Source organism: Ensifer sp. M14 (assembly GCF_003355565.1).
GTDB lineage: Bacteria > Pseudomonadota > Alphaproteobacteria > Rhizobiales > Rhizobiaceae > Ensifer.
In genome coordinates this window covers 326,610-341,430 of the sequence record NZ_QJNR01000014.1, presented here as the reverse complement: position 1 = coordinate 341,430, position 14,821 = coordinate 326,610, and the positions used below count along the sequence as shown (strand labels likewise).

14 protein-coding genes are annotated in these 14,821 nt (G+C 62.4%); 6 read left to right on the top strand and 8 right to left on the bottom strand.

Going from position 1 to position 14,821, the window contains the following annotated elements; genetic code table 11:
- The first annotated feature begins 38 nt into the window (after window positions 1-38).
- Window positions 39-539 (top strand): hypothetical protein, encoded by a 501-nt coding sequence (locus tag BLJAPNOD_RS30160; RefSeq protein WP_115422479.1) that lies wholly within the window; start codon window positions 39-41, stop codon window positions 537-539.
- A gap of 17 nt (window positions 540-556) precedes the next feature.
- On the opposite strand, the gene BLJAPNOD_RS30155 is transcribed toward BLJAPNOD_RS30160, so the two are convergent.
- From BLJAPNOD_RS30155 to BLJAPNOD_RS30130, 6 genes are all read right to left on the bottom strand, one after another.
- On the bottom strand, window positions 557-1,267 hold the full coding sequence (locus tag BLJAPNOD_RS30155) for a FadR/GntR family transcriptional regulator (RefSeq protein ID WP_115422478.1): 711 nt from the start codon (window positions 1,265-1,267) through the stop codon (window positions 557-559).
- Between the two features lie 116 nt (window positions 1,268-1,383).
- Window positions 1,384-2,292, bottom strand: a complete 909-nt coding sequence (locus BLJAPNOD_RS30150; RefSeq protein WP_115422477.1) for a dihydrodipicolinate synthase family protein — start codon at window positions 2,290-2,292, stop codon at window positions 1,384-1,386.
- Between the two features lie 12 nt (window positions 2,293-2,304).
- On the bottom strand, window positions 2,305-4,026 hold the full coding sequence (locus tag BLJAPNOD_RS30145; RefSeq protein ID WP_115422476.1) for an IlvD/Edd family dehydratase: 1,722 nt from the start codon (window positions 4,024-4,026) through the stop codon (window positions 2,305-2,307).
- A gap of 292 nt (window positions 4,027-4,318) precedes the next feature.
- Complete coding sequence (locus BLJAPNOD_RS30140; RefSeq protein WP_115422475.1) at window positions 4,319-5,095, bottom strand: SDR family oxidoreductase; 777 nt, start codon at window positions 5,093-5,095, stop codon at window positions 4,319-4,321.
- A 38-nt stretch (window positions 5,096-5,133) separates the two neighbouring features.
- Window positions 5,134-6,282, bottom strand: a complete 1,149-nt coding sequence (gene dgoD / locus BLJAPNOD_RS30135; protein WP_115422474.1) for a galactonate dehydratase — start codon at window positions 6,280-6,282, stop codon at window positions 5,134-5,136.
- Window positions 6,283-6,351: 69 nt separating this feature from the next.
- A complete protein-coding gene (locus BLJAPNOD_RS30130; RefSeq protein WP_077501353.1) occupies window positions 6,352-7,113 on the bottom strand; it encodes a FadR/GntR family transcriptional regulator in 762 nt (253 codons plus the stop codon).
- Between the two features lie 197 nt (window positions 7,114-7,310).
- Here BLJAPNOD_RS30130 and BLJAPNOD_RS30125 point away from each other — a divergent pair, with 197 nt between their 5' ends.
- The 4 genes from BLJAPNOD_RS30125 (at window position 7,311) to BLJAPNOD_RS30110 (ending at window position 11,735) form a co-directional block, all read left to right on the top strand.
- A complete protein-coding gene (locus BLJAPNOD_RS30125) occupies window positions 7,311-8,294 on the top strand; it encodes an arabinose ABC transporter substrate-binding protein (protein ID WP_077501352.1) in 984 nt (327 codons plus the stop codon).
- 69 nt (window positions 8,295-8,363) lie between these two features.
- A complete protein-coding gene (gene araG / locus BLJAPNOD_RS30120) occupies window positions 8,364-9,890 on the top strand; it encodes an L-arabinose ABC transporter ATP-binding protein AraG (RefSeq protein WP_077501351.1) in 1,527 nt (508 codons plus the stop codon).
- Window positions 9,891-9,892: 2 nt separating this feature from the next.
- On the top strand, window positions 9,893-10,843 hold the full coding sequence (gene araH / locus BLJAPNOD_RS30115) for an L-arabinose ABC transporter permease AraH (protein WP_077501411.1): 951 nt from the start codon (window positions 9,893-9,895) through the stop codon (window positions 10,841-10,843).
- A gap of 7 nt (window positions 10,844-10,850) precedes the next feature.
- On the top strand, window positions 10,851-11,735 hold the full coding sequence (locus BLJAPNOD_RS30110) for an aldose 1-epimerase (RefSeq protein ID WP_115422473.1): 885 nt from the start codon (window positions 10,851-10,853) through the stop codon (window positions 11,733-11,735).
- Window positions 11,736-11,848: 113 nt separating this feature from the next.
- Here the strand turns inward: BLJAPNOD_RS30110 and BLJAPNOD_RS30105 are convergent, their stop codons facing one another.
- Complete coding sequence (locus BLJAPNOD_RS30105) at window positions 11,849-12,460, bottom strand: glutathione S-transferase family protein (RefSeq protein ID WP_115422472.1); 612 nt, start codon at window positions 12,458-12,460, stop codon at window positions 11,849-11,851.
- A 76-nt stretch (window positions 12,461-12,536) separates the two neighbouring features.
- On the opposite strand from BLJAPNOD_RS30105, the gene BLJAPNOD_RS30100 reads away from it, so the two are divergent.
- Window positions 12,537-13,256 (top strand): YafY family protein, encoded by a 720-nt coding sequence (locus BLJAPNOD_RS30100; protein ID WP_115422742.1) that lies wholly within the window; start codon window positions 12,537-12,539, stop codon window positions 13,254-13,256.
- Window positions 13,257-13,395: 139 nt separating this feature from the next.
- On the opposite strand, the gene BLJAPNOD_RS30095 is transcribed toward BLJAPNOD_RS30100, so the two are convergent.
- Window positions 13,396-14,721: a dicarboxylate/amino acid:cation symporter gene (locus tag BLJAPNOD_RS30095; protein ID WP_115422741.1), complete on the bottom strand. Its 1,326-nt coding sequence runs from the start codon at window positions 14,719-14,721 to the stop codon at window positions 13,396-13,398.
- Between the last annotated feature and the right edge of the window lie 100 nt (window positions 14,722-14,821).

Here is a 14,821-nt window from a genome sequence, read left to right as displayed (position 1 = left end):
GGTGTACCATGCCGAGCCTCTGAACGGAGGATTGCGTTATGCTGCGTTGGCTCGTGTTTACCGCCATGACAACATCGCTTGCCGGCGCCGCCCAGGCGGACGAAGGTGCGTTCCTGAAGTCGCTGCAGGGCAGCTGGACGGGCGCCGGGACAGTCAGAATCCGCACGCATATGTCGCCCATCAACGTTTCCTGCAACTTCGATTCTCAATCGCAGGGCTTGGCGCTGTCGATGGAGGGCGTCTGCCGCGGGTTGATCCTGATCTCAAAATCGATCGATGCCCAACTGAAATTCAGCGGCACGAAATACAGCGGATCGTATCTCGGCCCGCGCGGCGGACGGGCGGGCCTGAGCGGCAGCCGTCGCGGTGATGCCATCAACCTGACCATTCGCTGGGCGAAGGAAGTCAACGGCGACCGGAGCGCAGATCTGACGCTGCAGAAAGTTGGCGCCAACGGCATGCGGCTGACGACGATCGATGTCGACCCGGAATCCGGCGACCGGGTCGTGACCAGCGAGATCAACCTGCACCGGAAGTGACCTTTGAATGGTTCTTGCTACGGCTGCGCGGATAAGAAATTGCGCTGGTAGGTGGCGTTCAACAGTGTTTCCGCCGCCGTTTCTGCCGTTGCCGCATTGCGCGCTTCAATCGCTTCGACGATCGCTTCGTGCATCTTGAGGGAGTGCTGCAATCCACCAAACGTCCTGAGCGTGCGGGGAATACTGATTGTCAGCGCCGTGCGAATGACCGCCGAGACGGGCAGAAGAAAGCGATTGTGCGCCGCCTGGATGATTTCCAGGTGGAATTCGATGTCGGATTCGATGGCAGCGGCAACCGTCGCGTGGTCTTCCGTCATGCGGGAATAGGCCGCGCGGATGCGCACAACCTCGTCCGCCGATCCGCGACGAGCCGCAAGGCCCGCTGCCATTGGCTCTATCGCCAGGCGGATTTCGAACAGTTCTTCAGCCAGTCGCTGCTGGTCTTGCGCGCCCTCGTGCCAGGAGAGCACCACCGGATCGAGCGTGTTCCAATGCTCCGGCGCGCGGACACGGGTGCCAAGACGCGGCTTGGCCTCGATGAAGCCCTTGGTCGACAGGATCTTCAGCGCCTCGCGCAAGGTCGTCCGGCTGACGCGCAGATTGCCCAGCATCTCGGATTCCTTGGGCAGGATCTCGCCGGGCTTGAGTTCGCCAAGCGCGATCCGGCGGCCAATCTCCGCCGCAATCTGCGCGGGCAAGCCCCGGTCACCGATGGTAAATGTCGTCATCAGCCGTCCGTTTCCGAAATCACGGCGCGCATTCTGGCGCGATTCGACCCCTTGCTACCATAGCCGTCGCCACGCCCCAACAAGGGTTGAGCCAGCTTGAAGACGAACAATGACGCCTACGCTTCGCCAAGACGGCCAAGCTCGCCAGCGAAACGCCGGACCATCGCCAATCCGGTCGCAGTCGGGCGCAGCGCAGGCGCGCGATCAAAGACGGGCATCCCGGCCCGTTCGCCGAAGAGACGTTTGCCGTAGCACATCAGGTTCTCGATCCCCTGCATGGTGAAAACCACCGCCGGCAACATGTCGCGATAGGCGGCTTCCGCCTCCTCGTCCCAGCCGTCACGGTAGAATTCATAGGCCCTCACCGCATGGTCGATGCAGTCGGGCGCAAGAATGAAGCCGCGGCATCCGGCCCGCAGATTGTCGATGAGTTCGAGACCGGCCCGGCCGTTGAAAACCGGCAATCTTCCTTCGGTAACCTCGATCAGCGCGGCGATATCGACCACCGGTCCCTCGCCCTTGATCAGCGTAATGTTCGGATGCTGGCGGACTAACTCTGCAATATCGGTTGCGGTCAGTCCCCTCCCCATGAAGGCTGGCGCATTCTGGATGGCGACGGGCACATCAATCGCATCGGCGACACGGCCGAAGAAGCGGATATATTCCTGGGCGGAGAACTGGCCGACGATCGGCGGCTGCAGGATCAGCCAGTCGGCGCCGGCGCCAACGGCATGGCGCGCCTGGCGCACCTGTTCCTCGACCGACGGGCCGAAGATGGTGAGCGCCACCGGCACACGGCCGGCGGTGTCCTCGACCAGCCATTCCATCACCGACATGCGTTCGGCCTCGCTGAGTTTCGAAGCCTCCGTCGCGAGCCCAAGTGCTGCCATGCCGTGCACACCGGCCAGGAGACAGACTTCAGTCTGGCGCCGCATGGCTCCGCGATCGAGCTTTTCGTCGCCGTCAAACAGCGCGTAGAGGATGGCGTGGATGCCGTGCAGGTCAGCGGGGTCGAACCGGGACATCGCCGCTCCTCCTCAGTGGCTTTCGCGCGGCACGGCGTGCCCGCGACAACCGACAAGAAAATCGAGATCCGCACCACGATCGGCCTGCATCACCCGCTCGACATAAAGGCCCTGGTAGCCGCCCGGCATGGCGATCTCAGGCGGCGTCCACTGCTGCCGGCGGCGAGCAAGCTCCGCCTCGTCGACATCGAGGTGCAGCCGGCGCCCGGCGACGTCGAGTTCGATCCAGTCGCCGTCCCTGACCAACGCCAAGGCACCACCGACGGCCGCCTCCGGCGCGACGTGCAACACGACGGTACCAAAGGCGGTGCCCGACATGCGGGCGTCGGAAATGCGCACCATGTCGCGCACGCCCTTCTTCAGAAGCTTCTGCGGCAGCGCCATGTTGCCGACCTCGGCCATGCCCGGATAGCCCTTGGGACCGCAGTTCTTCAGAACCATGATCGAGGTCTCGTCGATATCGAGGTCGGGATCGTCGATGCGCTGCTTGTAGTGATCGATCGTTTCGAAGACGACGGCGCGGCCGCGATGCTGCATCAGGGCCGGGGTCGCTGCGGAAGGCTTCAGGATCGCCCCCTGTGGCGCGAGATTGCCCTTCAAGACCGCGATGCCGCCTTGCTGCGTCAGCGCGACGGCACGCGGCAGGATGACATCGGGATTGTAATTCTCCGCATCCACGATGTTTGCGCCGACGCTGTGGCCGGTCACCGTCGGGTTGTCCAGATCAAGCAGATCGGCGATTTCCTTCATGACGGCGGGAAGGCCGCCGGCATAACAGAAGTCTTCCATCAGGAACGTGCCCGACGGCATGAGATTGAGGATCGTCGGGATATCCCGACCGAACCGGTCCCAATCCTCAAGCGTCAGCTCGGTGCCCACCCGCCCGGCGATCGCCAGCAGATGGACGACGGCATTGGTCGAGCCGCCGATGGCGCCGTTGACGCGGATGGCATTGGCGAAAGCTTCCCGCGTCAGGATATGCGACGGGCGCAGGTCTTCGGCGACCATCGCAACGATCCGTCTACCGGAAAGCCGCGCCAGACGGGCGCGATGGGCATCAACCGCCGGGTAGGCGGCGTTTCCGGGCAGAGCCAGCCCCAAGGCTTCCGCCATCGACGCCATGGTCGAGGCCGTGCCCATGGTCATGCAATGGCCGGGTGAACGCGACATGGCGCTTTCCGCGGCCATGAATTCGGCAGGGGTCATGACGCCGGCGCGCACATCCTCGGAGAACTTCCAGACATCGGTGCCCGAGCCGATGGTCCTGCCTTTCAGGCGGCCGTTCAGCATCGGTCCACCTGACACGACGATCGCCGGAAGATCGCAGGAGGCAGCCCCCATGACGAGGGATGGCGTGGTCTTGTCGCAGCCGGCCATTAGCACCACACCATCGATCGGGTTGCCGCGGATCGCCTCCTCCACATCCATGGAGGCGAGATTGCGAAACAGCATGGCGGTCGGACGAAGATTGGACTCGCCGCAGGAAAAGACCGGAAACTCCAGCGGCAGGCCGCCCGCCTCCAGCACGCCCGCCTTGATATGTTCGATCAGGCCACGAAAATGGGCGTTGCACGGCGTGAGTTCGGAAAAGGTGTTGCAGATGCCGATGACGGGACGCCCGTCGAAGGCGTCATCCGGCAGGCCGTTGTTCTTCATCCAGCTGCGGTGAATGAAGGCATCCTTGTCGAGCCCCCCGAACCAATGCTGCGATCTCAGTTTTCTCGACACGTCCATTCCTCCGCAGTGCGCCCGCCATGAAGCAGTATTTCGCAACTTTTATTTCTCATATAATCGGAGTTATTCGCGGTCAAGCGTCAAACCCGCGCAAACTGACCGGCTCACTCGTCGATGCGGAAGCCGTGAGAGCAGAACGGAAGTCGAGCGAGTACGTCGGATGAGAAAGTGAAAAGTCGCAGCAAGGGCACAGGGCGCCACCGCGCGCGCCGTATCAATCGGCAAGCGCGGCAACAGCGGGCACGGCGGTGCATGGCGCACCACAATTATGACCAAGCCACACGGCTCGGTTTTAGGGATGGTGCAGCACGCTCAGCCCACCATCGACGGTCAGGCAGGTGGCGTTGATGAAGGTGCACTCGTCCGACACCAGGAACAGCGCGGCACGGGCGATTTCATCGGCGGTCGCGATACGGCCGCCTGGGTGCAGTTTCATCGTTTCGGCTTCGGCAGCGACCGGGTCCGGGAAGCTGTTCCAGTATTCGACGGCCTTCTGTGTCAGCACGTATCCAGGCGCAAGGGCGTTTACCCTTATGCCCTTGGAGGCGTATTCAATGCCGAGCGACTTGGTCATGCCGAGAAGCGCATGTTTTGCCACGGGATAGGGAAACGTGTGCGGAATGATGGTGAAGGCATGCGTGGACGCGATGTTGAGGATGACGCCGCCGCCATCCTCGATCATGCCGGGAAGCACGGCCCGGCTGCAGTTCCATGCGCCCTTGAGATTGACGTCGAAGCAGCGCTGCCAATCGGCATCGCTCAATGCCAGCGGTTCGGAAAAGACGTTGATACCGGCATTGTTGACCAGCGCGTTCGGCCGGCCGATGGTCTTTTCTGCCTGGCCGATGGCTTCGGCGATTGCACCGGCGTCGGTAATGTCAGCCGTCGTCGCGGCGACGGTGCCGCCGTCGGCGGCAAGGCGTGCCGTCTCCTTTTCGAGCAGCGGCCCGTCCCGATCGATCAGAAAGAGACTGGCGCCCTCTTTCAGGAAGGCTTCCGCCATCGCCAGACCAATACCCTGGGCAGCGCCTGTGATGACGATGCGCTTTTCGGAAAGCCGCTTGCTCATGTCTTCTCCCTCCCTCACCTGGCGAACCGGCGCAGCCGTCACCACTCGGCGACGCTGCCGTCCTCATGGCGCCAGATCGGGTTGCGCCAGCGGTGGCCTTCCTTGGCGCGCTCGATGACATAGGCTTCGTCGACCTCCACTCCGAGGCCCGGCCCCTGCGGGATCGAGACGAAGCCGTCCTCGTAGTGGAAGACGTCCTTGTTGGAGACGTAGTCGAGAATGTCGTTGGCCTCGTTGTAGTGAATGCCGAGGCTCTGTTCCTGGATGAAGGCATTGTAGCTGACGGCGTCGATCTGCAGGCAGGCGGCAAGCGCGATTGGCCCGAGCGGGCAATGCGGCGCCAGCGCGACGTCATAGGCCTCCGCCATGGCGGCGATCTTGCGGCATTCGGTGATACCGCCGGCATGGGAAAGATCAGGCTGGATGATGTCGACATAACCGTCCGCCAGCACCGACTTGAAGTCCCAGCGCGAGTAGAGCCGCTCGCCGAGCGCGATCGGGGTCGAGCAATGGTTGGCGATTTCCTTCAGCGCCTCGCGGTTTTCCGACAGCACCGGCTCCTCGATGAACATCAACTTGAACTGCTCGAGTTCCTTGGCCAGCACCTTGGCCATCGGCCGGTGCACCCGGCCGTGGAAATCGACGCCGATACCGATGTTCGGGCCGATCGCATCGCGGATGATGCCGATGGTCTCGACCGCCTTGTCGATCTTCTCGTTGGAGTCGACGATCTGCAGCTCCTCGCAGCCATTGAGCTTGATCGCCTTGAAGCCGCGGGCCACCACGTCCTTGGCATTGCGGGCGACATCGCTCGGGCGGTCGCCGCCGATCCAGGAATAGACCTTGATCTTGTCGCGGCATTGGCCGCCGAGCAGCGAATGCACCGGCTGGCCCAGCGCCTTGCCCTTGATGTCCCAGAGCGCCTGGTCGATGCCGGCAAGTGCGCTCATGTGAATGGCGCCACCGCGGTAAAAGCCGCCGCGATACATCACATTCCAATGGTCCTCGATCAGGAAAGGATCCTTGCCGACGAGATAATCGGCAAGCTCGTGCACGGCCGCCTCGACGGTCAGCGCCCGGCCTTCGACCACCGGCTCGCCCCAACCGACGATGCCCTCGTCGGTCTCCACCTTGAGAAACAGCCAGCGCGGCGGGACGATATAGGTCGTGAGCTTGGTGATCTTCATGGAATGATGTCCGGTTCGGTGGGGATAACGTGTCGTGACGGGCCGTGCGGGCGCACAGCTGCGGGATTTTCAGAGAACGGGTTTGGCGGGGCTGTGCTGCTTGACCGCCGTCGCCAGGTCGCGCGCGGCAAGATCGAGCATGCGGATCGAGCAATCGCGCGCAGCCGCCTTGTCGCGCATGCGCAGCGCCTCGACCAGCTCGCGATGGACGTCGATCGCTTCGTCGCGCCGCTCGGCAGCTTCGTTCGAGGCATGCAACGAAAACTTGAGCGCCGCCTGGATGATGCCGACCAACTGCAGGAAAACCTGGTTGTGACTGGCCTTGAGCAGGCAGGTGTGGAAAGCGACGTCGGCGTCGGTGAAGCCGGCGACATCGCCCTCGCCGTCGCGCATCGCCTGCCAGGCCCGTTCGAGATCGGCGATTTCCTGCACGGTCGCACGCTCGGCGGCAAATTCTGCAGCAACCGGCTCGATCGCCCTGCGCGCTTCCAGAATGCAGTTCAACAGGTCGAATTCGAAAATGCGCTCGCCGATCCATTCGAGCACCTGGGCATCGAGGATGTTCCATTCATCCTTGCCGCAAACGACGGTGCCGACCCGCGAGCGGCCACGCACCATGCCCTTCGATTCCAGGATTTTCAGCGATTCGCGGATGACGGTCCGGCTGACGCCATAGCGTTCGCAGAGATCATTTTCGCGCGGCAGATAGGAGCCGACGGGAAAGATATCGGCACAGATGTCGGAGGCGATGGTCCTTGTCACATTCTTCTGGACGCGCGGCCGGCGCTGTACCTGCTCTCCTGCCACGCCCTGCGGCTCCTGACCTTCCATCTGCATCTCCACCCATCCTTCAGTTCCGCCGATGCTTTTACCCCAGATCATCGTCCCTCGCGACAGGGATCAGGGACGCGCTTCGGTAATAGTTATACATCACTATCTCAATCATCATACAAAGGCAATTGACGGATATGATGATTCATCATACACAAATGGCAACTGCAGGAGGCAGTTCACCAGGGAGAGAAATCATGCGCTTCTTCAAAGCCGCCATTCTGGCTGGCACCGTCGCCGTATTCGCCGCAACGTCGGCTTTCGCCGCCGACGTCAAGATCGGCTTCATCGTCAAGCAGCCCGAGGAACCTTGGTTCCAGGACGAATGGAAATTCGCCGACGTCGCTGCCAAGGAAAAAGGCTTCACGCTGGTCAAGATCGGCGCGGAAGATGGCGAAAAGGTTCAGTCGGCGATCGACAACCTCGGCGCCCAGGGCGCTCAGGGCTTCATCATCTGCACGCCCGACGTCAAGCTCGGCCCGGGCATCATCGCCAAGGCTGCCGCCAACGATCTCAAAATGATGACGGTCGACGACCGCCTGGTCAACGCTGATGGCAGCCCGATCGAAGACGTGCCGCACATGGGCATCTCGGCCACCAAGATCGGCGAAGCCGTCGGCCAGTCGATCGTCGACGAGATCAAGAAGCGCGGGTGGGACATGAAGGACGTCGGCGCGATCCGCGTCTCCTACGACCAGCTGCCGACCGCCGTCGACCGCGTCGAAGGCGCGCTCTCCGTACTGAAGGCAAACGGCTTCCCCGAAGCCAACATCTTCGACGCGCCGCAGGCCAAGACCGATACCGAAGCTGCCCTCAACGCCTCGACCGTCGTTCTCAACAAGAATGCCGGCATCAAGAAGTGGGTCGCCGTCGGCCTTAATGACGAAGCGGTCCTCGGTGCGGTACGCGCCACCGAAACCGTCGGCATCGCCCCCGACAGCATGATCGGCGTTGGCATCGGCGGCGCGGACTCGGCCATCAACGAGTTCAAAAAGCCCACGGCTACAGGCTTCTACGGCACCGTGATCATCTCGCCGAAGCGCCATGGCTATGAGACCGCGCTCAACATGTATGAGTGGGTCGCCAACGGCAAGGAGCCGGAAAAGCTGACGCTGACCGCCGGCCAGATCGCGCTTCGCGACACCTATGAAGCGGTTCGCAAGGACCTCGGCATCGAATAATCGTCGTCTTCGATGACCTTGAGCCCGGCGGTTTATCATCGCCGGGCGTCCCTTTACGGAGCGTCGCAGATGCAAGACTTCCTCGAATTCCGATCCATCTCCAAGGGCTATCCCGGCGTTCAGGCGCTGTCGAACGTCTCCTTTTCAGTGAAAAAGGGTGCGGTTCACGGGCTGATGGGCGAAAACGGCGCCGGCAAGTCGACGCTCATCCGCGTGCTCTCGGGTGACCAGTCGGCCGATACCGGCGAAATCCTGATCGACGGCGAACAGCAACACTACCGCTCGGTGCGCGACGCCTTTCATGCCGGCGTCATCGTCATTCACCAGGAACTGCAACTCGTTCCGGAACTGACGGTTGCCGAAAACCTCTGGCTTGGGCGGTTTCCGGGCAAGGCCGGCGTCATCGACCGCCAGCAACTGACCGGAGTCGTTTCACAAAAGCTTGCCGAGATCGGCATCGATGTCGATCCGACCGTCAAGGTCGCCTCGCTTTCGATCGGCGAGCGGCAGATGGTCGAGATCGCCAAGGCCGTCATGCTCGATGCGCGCGTCATCGCGCTCGACGAGCCGACCTCATCGCTATCCTCCAGAGAGAGCGAGATCCTGTTTGCCCTGATCGATCGGCTGCGCGCCAACGGCACGGTCATCCTCTACGTTTCCCACCGCCTCGACGAGATCTTCCGCCTCTGCGACAGCCTGACGGTGCTGCGCGACGGAAAGCTCGCTGCCCATCATCCCGACATTTCGAAGGTGACACGCGACCAGATCATTTCGGAGATGGTCGGCCGCGAGATCGCCAATATCTGGGGCTGGCGCGAGCGCAGCCTCGGTGAAGAGCGGCTGCGCGTCGAGAACATTTCGGGACCGAAACTGCGCCAACCTTTAAGCTTCTCCGTCAGACGCGGCGAGATCCTCGGCTTCTTCGGCCTTATCGGCGCCGGCCGCAGCGAAATGGCCCGCCTCGTCTATGGCGCCGATGCTCGCACCGGCGGCTCGGTATCGGTCGACGGCGTCACCATCACGGCCGACAGCCCGCCGCATTCCATCCGCTCCGGCATCGTGCTCTGCCCGGAAGACCGCAAGTTCGACGGCATCGTCCAGGGACGTTCGATCGAGGAGAACATGACGATCTCCTCGCGCCGCCATTTTTCGCCCTTCGGCCTTATCAATCCGAAGAAAGAGGGTGCGCTTGCCGACAAGTTCATCGCCAAGCTGCGCGTGCGCACGCCGTCACGCCGCCAGGACATCATCAATCTCTCAGGCGGCAATCAGCAGAAGGTCATTCTCGGCCGGTGGCTGTCCGAAGAAGGCGTCAAGGTGCTTGTTATCGACGAGCCGACACGCGGCATCGATGTCGGCGCAAAGTCGGAAATCTACGAAATCCTCTATGAACTGGCCGCGGATGGCATGGCGATCGTGGTGATCTCCAGCGAGCTGCCCGAAGTCATGGGCATCGCCGACCGCATCATGGTCATGTGCGAAGGCCGCGTCGCTGCCGATATTCCGAGAGCCGAGTTCGACGAGCGGCGCATTCTCGCCGCCGCCCTGCCGGACGTTCAAAACCTAAACACTCTTCCTCACGCACAGGTACGGTGACGATGACCTCCTTGAAAAAACTCCTTCTCGGCGAACAGGGCCTCGTCGTCATCTTCGCGCTGGCATTTCTCGTCGTGTCGCTGACGGTGCCCAACTTCCTGACCGAGCGCAACATGCTCGGCCTGCTGCAGTCCGTCGTCACCATCGGCATCGTCGCCTGCACCATGATGTTCTGCCTCGCCTCGCGCGATTTCGACCTTTCCGTCGGCTCGACCGTTGCCTTTTCCGGCATGGTCGCGGTCATGGCATCGAATGCCACCGGATCGATCCTGCTCGGCCTCGTCGCGGCGCTCATCTGCGGCGGCCTCGTCGGCACGGTCAACGGCGTCGTCATCGCCCGCTTCCGCATCAACGCGCTGATCACCACGCTTGCGACGATGCAGATCGTGCGTGGTCTGGCGCTGATTGCATCGGACGGCCGCGCCGTCGGCATCAACGACCCGAGCTTCTACCAGCTGGCGCTGTCGCGCTTCCTCGGCATCCCGACGCCGATCTGGGTCATGGCGCTGTTCTTCGTCGCCTTCGGCTTCCTGTTGAACCGCACCGTCTTCGGCAAGAACACGCTGGCAATCGGCGGCAATCCGGAGGCCTCGCGCCTTGCCGGCGTCGATGTCGCGCGCATGCGCATCTGGATCTTCGCACTGCAGGGTCTCGTCTGCGCCGTCGCCGGTGTGTTGCTGGCCTCGCGCATCACCTCGGGCCAGCCGAACGCGGCAACGGGCCTTGAGCTCTCCGTTATCTCTGCCTGCGTGCTTGGCGGCGTCTCGCTTGCCGGTGGCCGTGCGGCGATGACCGGCGTGATCGTCGGCGTGCTGATCATGGGCATTGCCGAGAACGTCATGAACCTGCTCAACATCCAGGCCTTCTACCAGTATGTCGTGCGCGGCCTGATCCTGCTGCTCGCAGTCTTGCTCGACAACCTGCGTTCATCGGCTGCCGGGCGCAGGGCCTAGCAGCCCTATGTCCGGGGACATTCTGTGGCTCGACAATGGTGCGCTTTCGATCGAATTGAGCCGCTTCGGCAGCTCGATCCTCTCCGGCTCATATCACGGTGTGCCGATCTTGCGCCCTACACGCACCGAAGGTCTCGCGTCTCAGCGCCACGGCACTGAGGCAAGCTTTCCGTTCGTTCCCTTCGGCAACCGGCTCGAGGGCAACGCGTTCACGCTCTCCGACCATCGCTTCGCGCTCGCACCCAATGCCGGCGATCCGTGTTACCTGCATGGCGACGGCTGGCTGGCGGCATGGGAGGTCATCTCGCATAGCGAAACTGCGGCATGCCTGCGCTATCAACATGGCTCGGTCGGGCCGAGCCCCTATGCCTATGACGCCCTTCAGCATTTCAGCATTATCGGCGACCGCGTGACTGTCACGCTTTCCGTGACCAATAGGTCGGCATTCGCGTTGCCGATGGGCCTTGGGCACCATCCTTTCTTCCCGAAAACCGCAGGCACTCGGCTGACGGCGAAGGCCGATCGTAACTGGACCGAGAGAGCCCACCACCTGCCCGATCAACCCGGCCCGATCCCGGGCGAGCTCGATTTCGAGGGAGGCAATCGGATCCCGTTCCAGTGGCTGAACAACGCCTATGAGGGCTGGGACGGCAAGGCTGTCATCGAGTGGCCGGAGCTCGATCTCTGCCTGGAGATCGCAGCGCCAGCGCCTTTCCGTCACTTCATGCTCTACGCGCCTCAAGACGCCGATTTCTTCTGTTTCGAGCCGATGACGCATCTACCGAATGGGCATCATCTTCCCCACCTCGGGGGTCTCTCCGTTCTCGATAACGGTCAAGGCCTTGTCGCTACGATGACGCTGTCACCGCGCCTAATCTCGCAAGAGCGTTGAAGGCTAACGGAACGAAGCAAGGAGACCGACCAACCGGCGCGTACAACAGAGCACCGCGCGCCCAATCGGACGCGCGGTGCTTCAATGGACTGTGGCTTGGAACGATCTGGCGGTTACGCGGCAACCTGCTGCGCCGCATCGTACTCCGCCGCCCATTGTACCGATGGGCGCGCAGCGCAGCGCTCGATCCAGGCCTTGACGGCAGGAACATCCGGCGTCGCTTCCGGGAACCATGCAAATGGCGAATAGAGCAGCAAATCGGCAGCGGAGAATTCATCGCCCATCAGATAGGGGCTTGCCGTCAGCGCCGTCTCCAACTGTTGCGCCATCTCCTTGGGTCCGCGGAACGTGGCCTGCAGATAGGGATGCGAAATCCCGGCCGCTTCGACGATCAGCACCGGTTCGACCACGCCGGCATACCAGGCAAGCCAGCTCAGATAGCGGCCGCGCTTGAGGTCGCCTGCAACCGGCGCCAGCTTCTTTTCCGGGAACAGATCGGTCAGATACTGGATGATGGCGATGCTTTCCCAGATGACCACGCCATCATGCACGAGCAGCGGCACCTTGCCATCCGGGTGCGGGTTCTTGGGATCCCTGGCGCCACTACCGTCGCCGCGGGTGATGTCGACGATGACGATGTTCACCTTGTCGAGCGCATCCAGTTCGCGAAGCAAAGTGATGATGCGCGAAGAGCGAGAGCGCGGGGCGTGATAGAGCGTCAGCATGGAAAGGTCCTCGATTGCGGTTTCTGTCTGGGCTCTTTATAAATCGACCCAACTGTCAATTTCCGTCAGTAGGTTCATGGCGCGCAGCGATCGTTTGTTTCGTCTTCTCCAGGCGCTTCGCAGCCTGCCGCAGCCCGTCACCGCAGCACGACTGGCGGAGGAAACCTGCGTGTCGCTGCGCTCGCTCTACCGCGACATCGACAGCCTGCGCGCCGCGGGTGCCGTCATCGATGGCGAGCGCGGTTTTGGCTACCGCCTGACAGAAGACATCGCCCTTCCACCCCAGACCTTCACCCGGCTCGAAATCGAAGCCCTGGTGCTGGGGCTCGGCGAAGTTCGCCACATGGGAGAGCCCGAGCTTGCGCAAGCCGCAGAAGCCGTGCTTTCGAAGATAACGGCCACCCTACCCGATCGGTTGCAGCAGCAGACGATCCATGCGGTCTCGCAGGTCCATCGTTTCGAGCAGAGGTCCGCGCCCGATATAGACGTTGGCTTGCTGCGCGAGGCCTGCTGGCAGGAGCGCGCCATCGTCATCGACTATGTCGACGCCGATGGCCGGCACTCGGAGAGGCGCGTTCTGCCGCTCGGCATCGTCTACCTCGAGCGTGTGCTCGTGCTTTTGGCCTGGTGCAGCCTGAGGCAGGGATATCGCAAATTCAGGATCGATCGCATCACCAGCCTCGAACTGATCGAGGAGAGCTTCCGTCCACGTCGCGTTCCCATGCTTCGGGAATATATCGCCCAGTTGAACGCAGGAAAAGAGAACGCAACGACGCAAAATGTTTTGCGGCGGTAGAAGCTCGTCTCAACCGTTCAACGAAACAATCGGAGCGAGCCTGAACGAAACCTGCAGCCAGTCGTGAAAGGGCGCGGCCCACCGCTAAGTGGACCACGCCTTGCCGCACCGAGATGCGGTCTTGCCCTGGGAGGCAGCTCTATTCGGCGGGCTGCAGGCCCTGAACCGGGCTCTCTGGCAGAGCGTCCCCGCCAAGGGTTGCAGCAAGCTGGGCTTCGTCCAGTTCGCCTTCCCATTTCGCCACGACGATGGTCGCAACGGCATTGCCGACAAAATTGGTCAGCGCCCGGCATTCGGACATGAAGCGGTCGATGCCGAGGATCAGCGCCATGCCGGCGACCGGCACGGCCGGAACGACCGAAAGCGTGGCGGCGAGCGTGATGAAGCCGGCACCGGTGATGCCGGCCGCACCCTTGGAGCTCAGCATCGCCACGAGCAGCAGTAGTACCTGATCGCCGAGCGACAGCGGAATGTCGGTCGCCTGGGCGATGAAGAGAGCGGCAAGTGTCATGTAGATGTTGGTGCCGTCGAGGTTGAAGGAATAGCCGGTCGGGATCACCAGCCCGACGACCGAGCGCTTGCAACCTGCCTTCTCCATCTTGTTCATCAGGCCAGGAAGCGCTGCTTCCGACGAAGACGTGCCGAGAACGAGCAGCAGTTCTTCCTTGATGTAGCGAATGAGCGCGACGATCGAGAAGCCGTTGTAGCGGGCAACCGCGCCGAGCACGACGAAGACGAAGAGCAACGAGGTGACATAGAAGGTGCCGATCAGCATCGCTAGGTTGGCGATCGATCCGACGCCGTATTTGCCGATGGTGAACGCCATGGCGCCGAACGCGCCGATGGGTGCTGCCTTCATCAGGATCGCGACCAGCTTGAAGATCGGCAGCGTCAGCGCATGCAGGAAGTCGACGACGGGCTCGGCCTTCTTGCCGACCATGGCAAGGGAAAGACCGAACAGGACGGAGATGAACAGCACCTGCAGGATATCGCCGTCGGCGAATGCGCCAACGAGCGTCGTCGGGATGATGTTCATCAGGAAACCGGTGATCGACTGCTCGTGCGCCTTTTCAGTAAAGGAGCTGACCGCCTTGACGTCGAGCGATGCCGGATCGATGTGCATGCCGGCGCCCGGCTGCACCACATTGGCGACGATCAGGCCGATGATTAGCGCCAGCGTCGAGAACGTCAGGAAGTAGATCATCGCCTTGCCGGCGACCCGCCCGACCTTGGCAAGGTCGGTCATGCCGGCAATGCCGGTGGCGACAGTCAGGAAGATCACCGGCGCGATGATCATCTTGACGAGCCGGATGAAGGCATCGCCAAGCGGTTTCAGCTGCGTTCCGATCTCAGGATAGAAATGGCCGAGCAGAATGCCCGCGGCGATGGCCGCCAGGACCTGGACATAGAGATGGCGATAGAAAGGTGTCTTGCCGCGCGGTTCCGCGGATTGGTCGATAATCATGATATCCTCCACTGAGACCCAGTCCGGCGTCATGCCGGGCCTCCCGGGCCCTATTTCCGAAGCGCGACAGCTCGGGCTGTCATGAGGATGTCATTTGCAA

Coding starts and splice junctions, on each gene's coding strand:
- araH (WP_077501411.1), top strand. CDS start 9,893: ATGACCTCCTTGAAAAAACTCCTTCTCGGCGAACAGGGCCTCGTCGTC.
- BLJAPNOD_RS30155 (WP_115422478.1), bottom strand. CDS start 1,267: ATGACGACATTTACCATCGGTGACCGGGGCTTGCCCGCGCAGATTGCG.
- BLJAPNOD_RS30095 (WP_115422741.1), bottom strand. CDS start 14,721: ATGATTATCGACCAATCCGCGGAACCGCGCGGCAAGACACCTTTCTAT.
- dgoD (WP_115422474.1), bottom strand. CDS start 6,282: ATGAAGATCACCAAGCTCACGACCTATATCGTCCCGCCGCGCTGGCTG.
- BLJAPNOD_RS30145 (WP_115422476.1), bottom strand. CDS start 4,026: ATGGACGTGTCGAGAAAACTGAGATCGCAGCATTGGTTCGGGGGGCTC.
- BLJAPNOD_RS30105 (WP_115422472.1), bottom strand. CDS start 12,460: ATGCTGACGCTCTATCACGCCCCGCGCTCTCGCTCTTCGCGCATCATC.
- araG (WP_077501351.1), top strand. CDS start 8,364: ATGCAAGACTTCCTCGAATTCCGATCCATCTCCAAGGGCTATCCCGGC.
- BLJAPNOD_RS30110 (WP_115422473.1), top strand. CDS start 10,851: ATGTCCGGGGACATTCTGTGGCTCGACAATGGTGCGCTTTCGATCGAA.
- BLJAPNOD_RS30130 (WP_077501353.1), bottom strand. CDS start 7,113: ATGGAAGGTCAGGAGCCGCAGGGCGTGGCAGGAGAGCAGGTACAGCGC.
- BLJAPNOD_RS30150 (WP_115422477.1), bottom strand. CDS start 2,292: ATGTCCCGGTTCGACCCCGCTGACCTGCACGGCATCCACGCCATCCTC.
- BLJAPNOD_RS30100 (WP_115422742.1), top strand. CDS start 12,537: ATGGCGCGCAGCGATCGTTTGTTTCGTCTTCTCCAGGCGCTTCGCAGC.
- BLJAPNOD_RS30140 (WP_115422475.1), bottom strand. CDS start 5,095: ATGAGCAAGCGGCTTTCCGAAAAGCGCATCGTCATCACAGGCGCTGCC.
- BLJAPNOD_RS30160 (WP_115422479.1), top strand. CDS start 39: ATGCTGCGTTGGCTCGTGTTTACCGCCATGACAACATCGCTTGCCGGC.
- BLJAPNOD_RS30125 (WP_077501352.1), top strand. CDS start 7,311: ATGCGCTTCTTCAAAGCCGCCATTCTGGCTGGCACCGTCGCCGTATTC.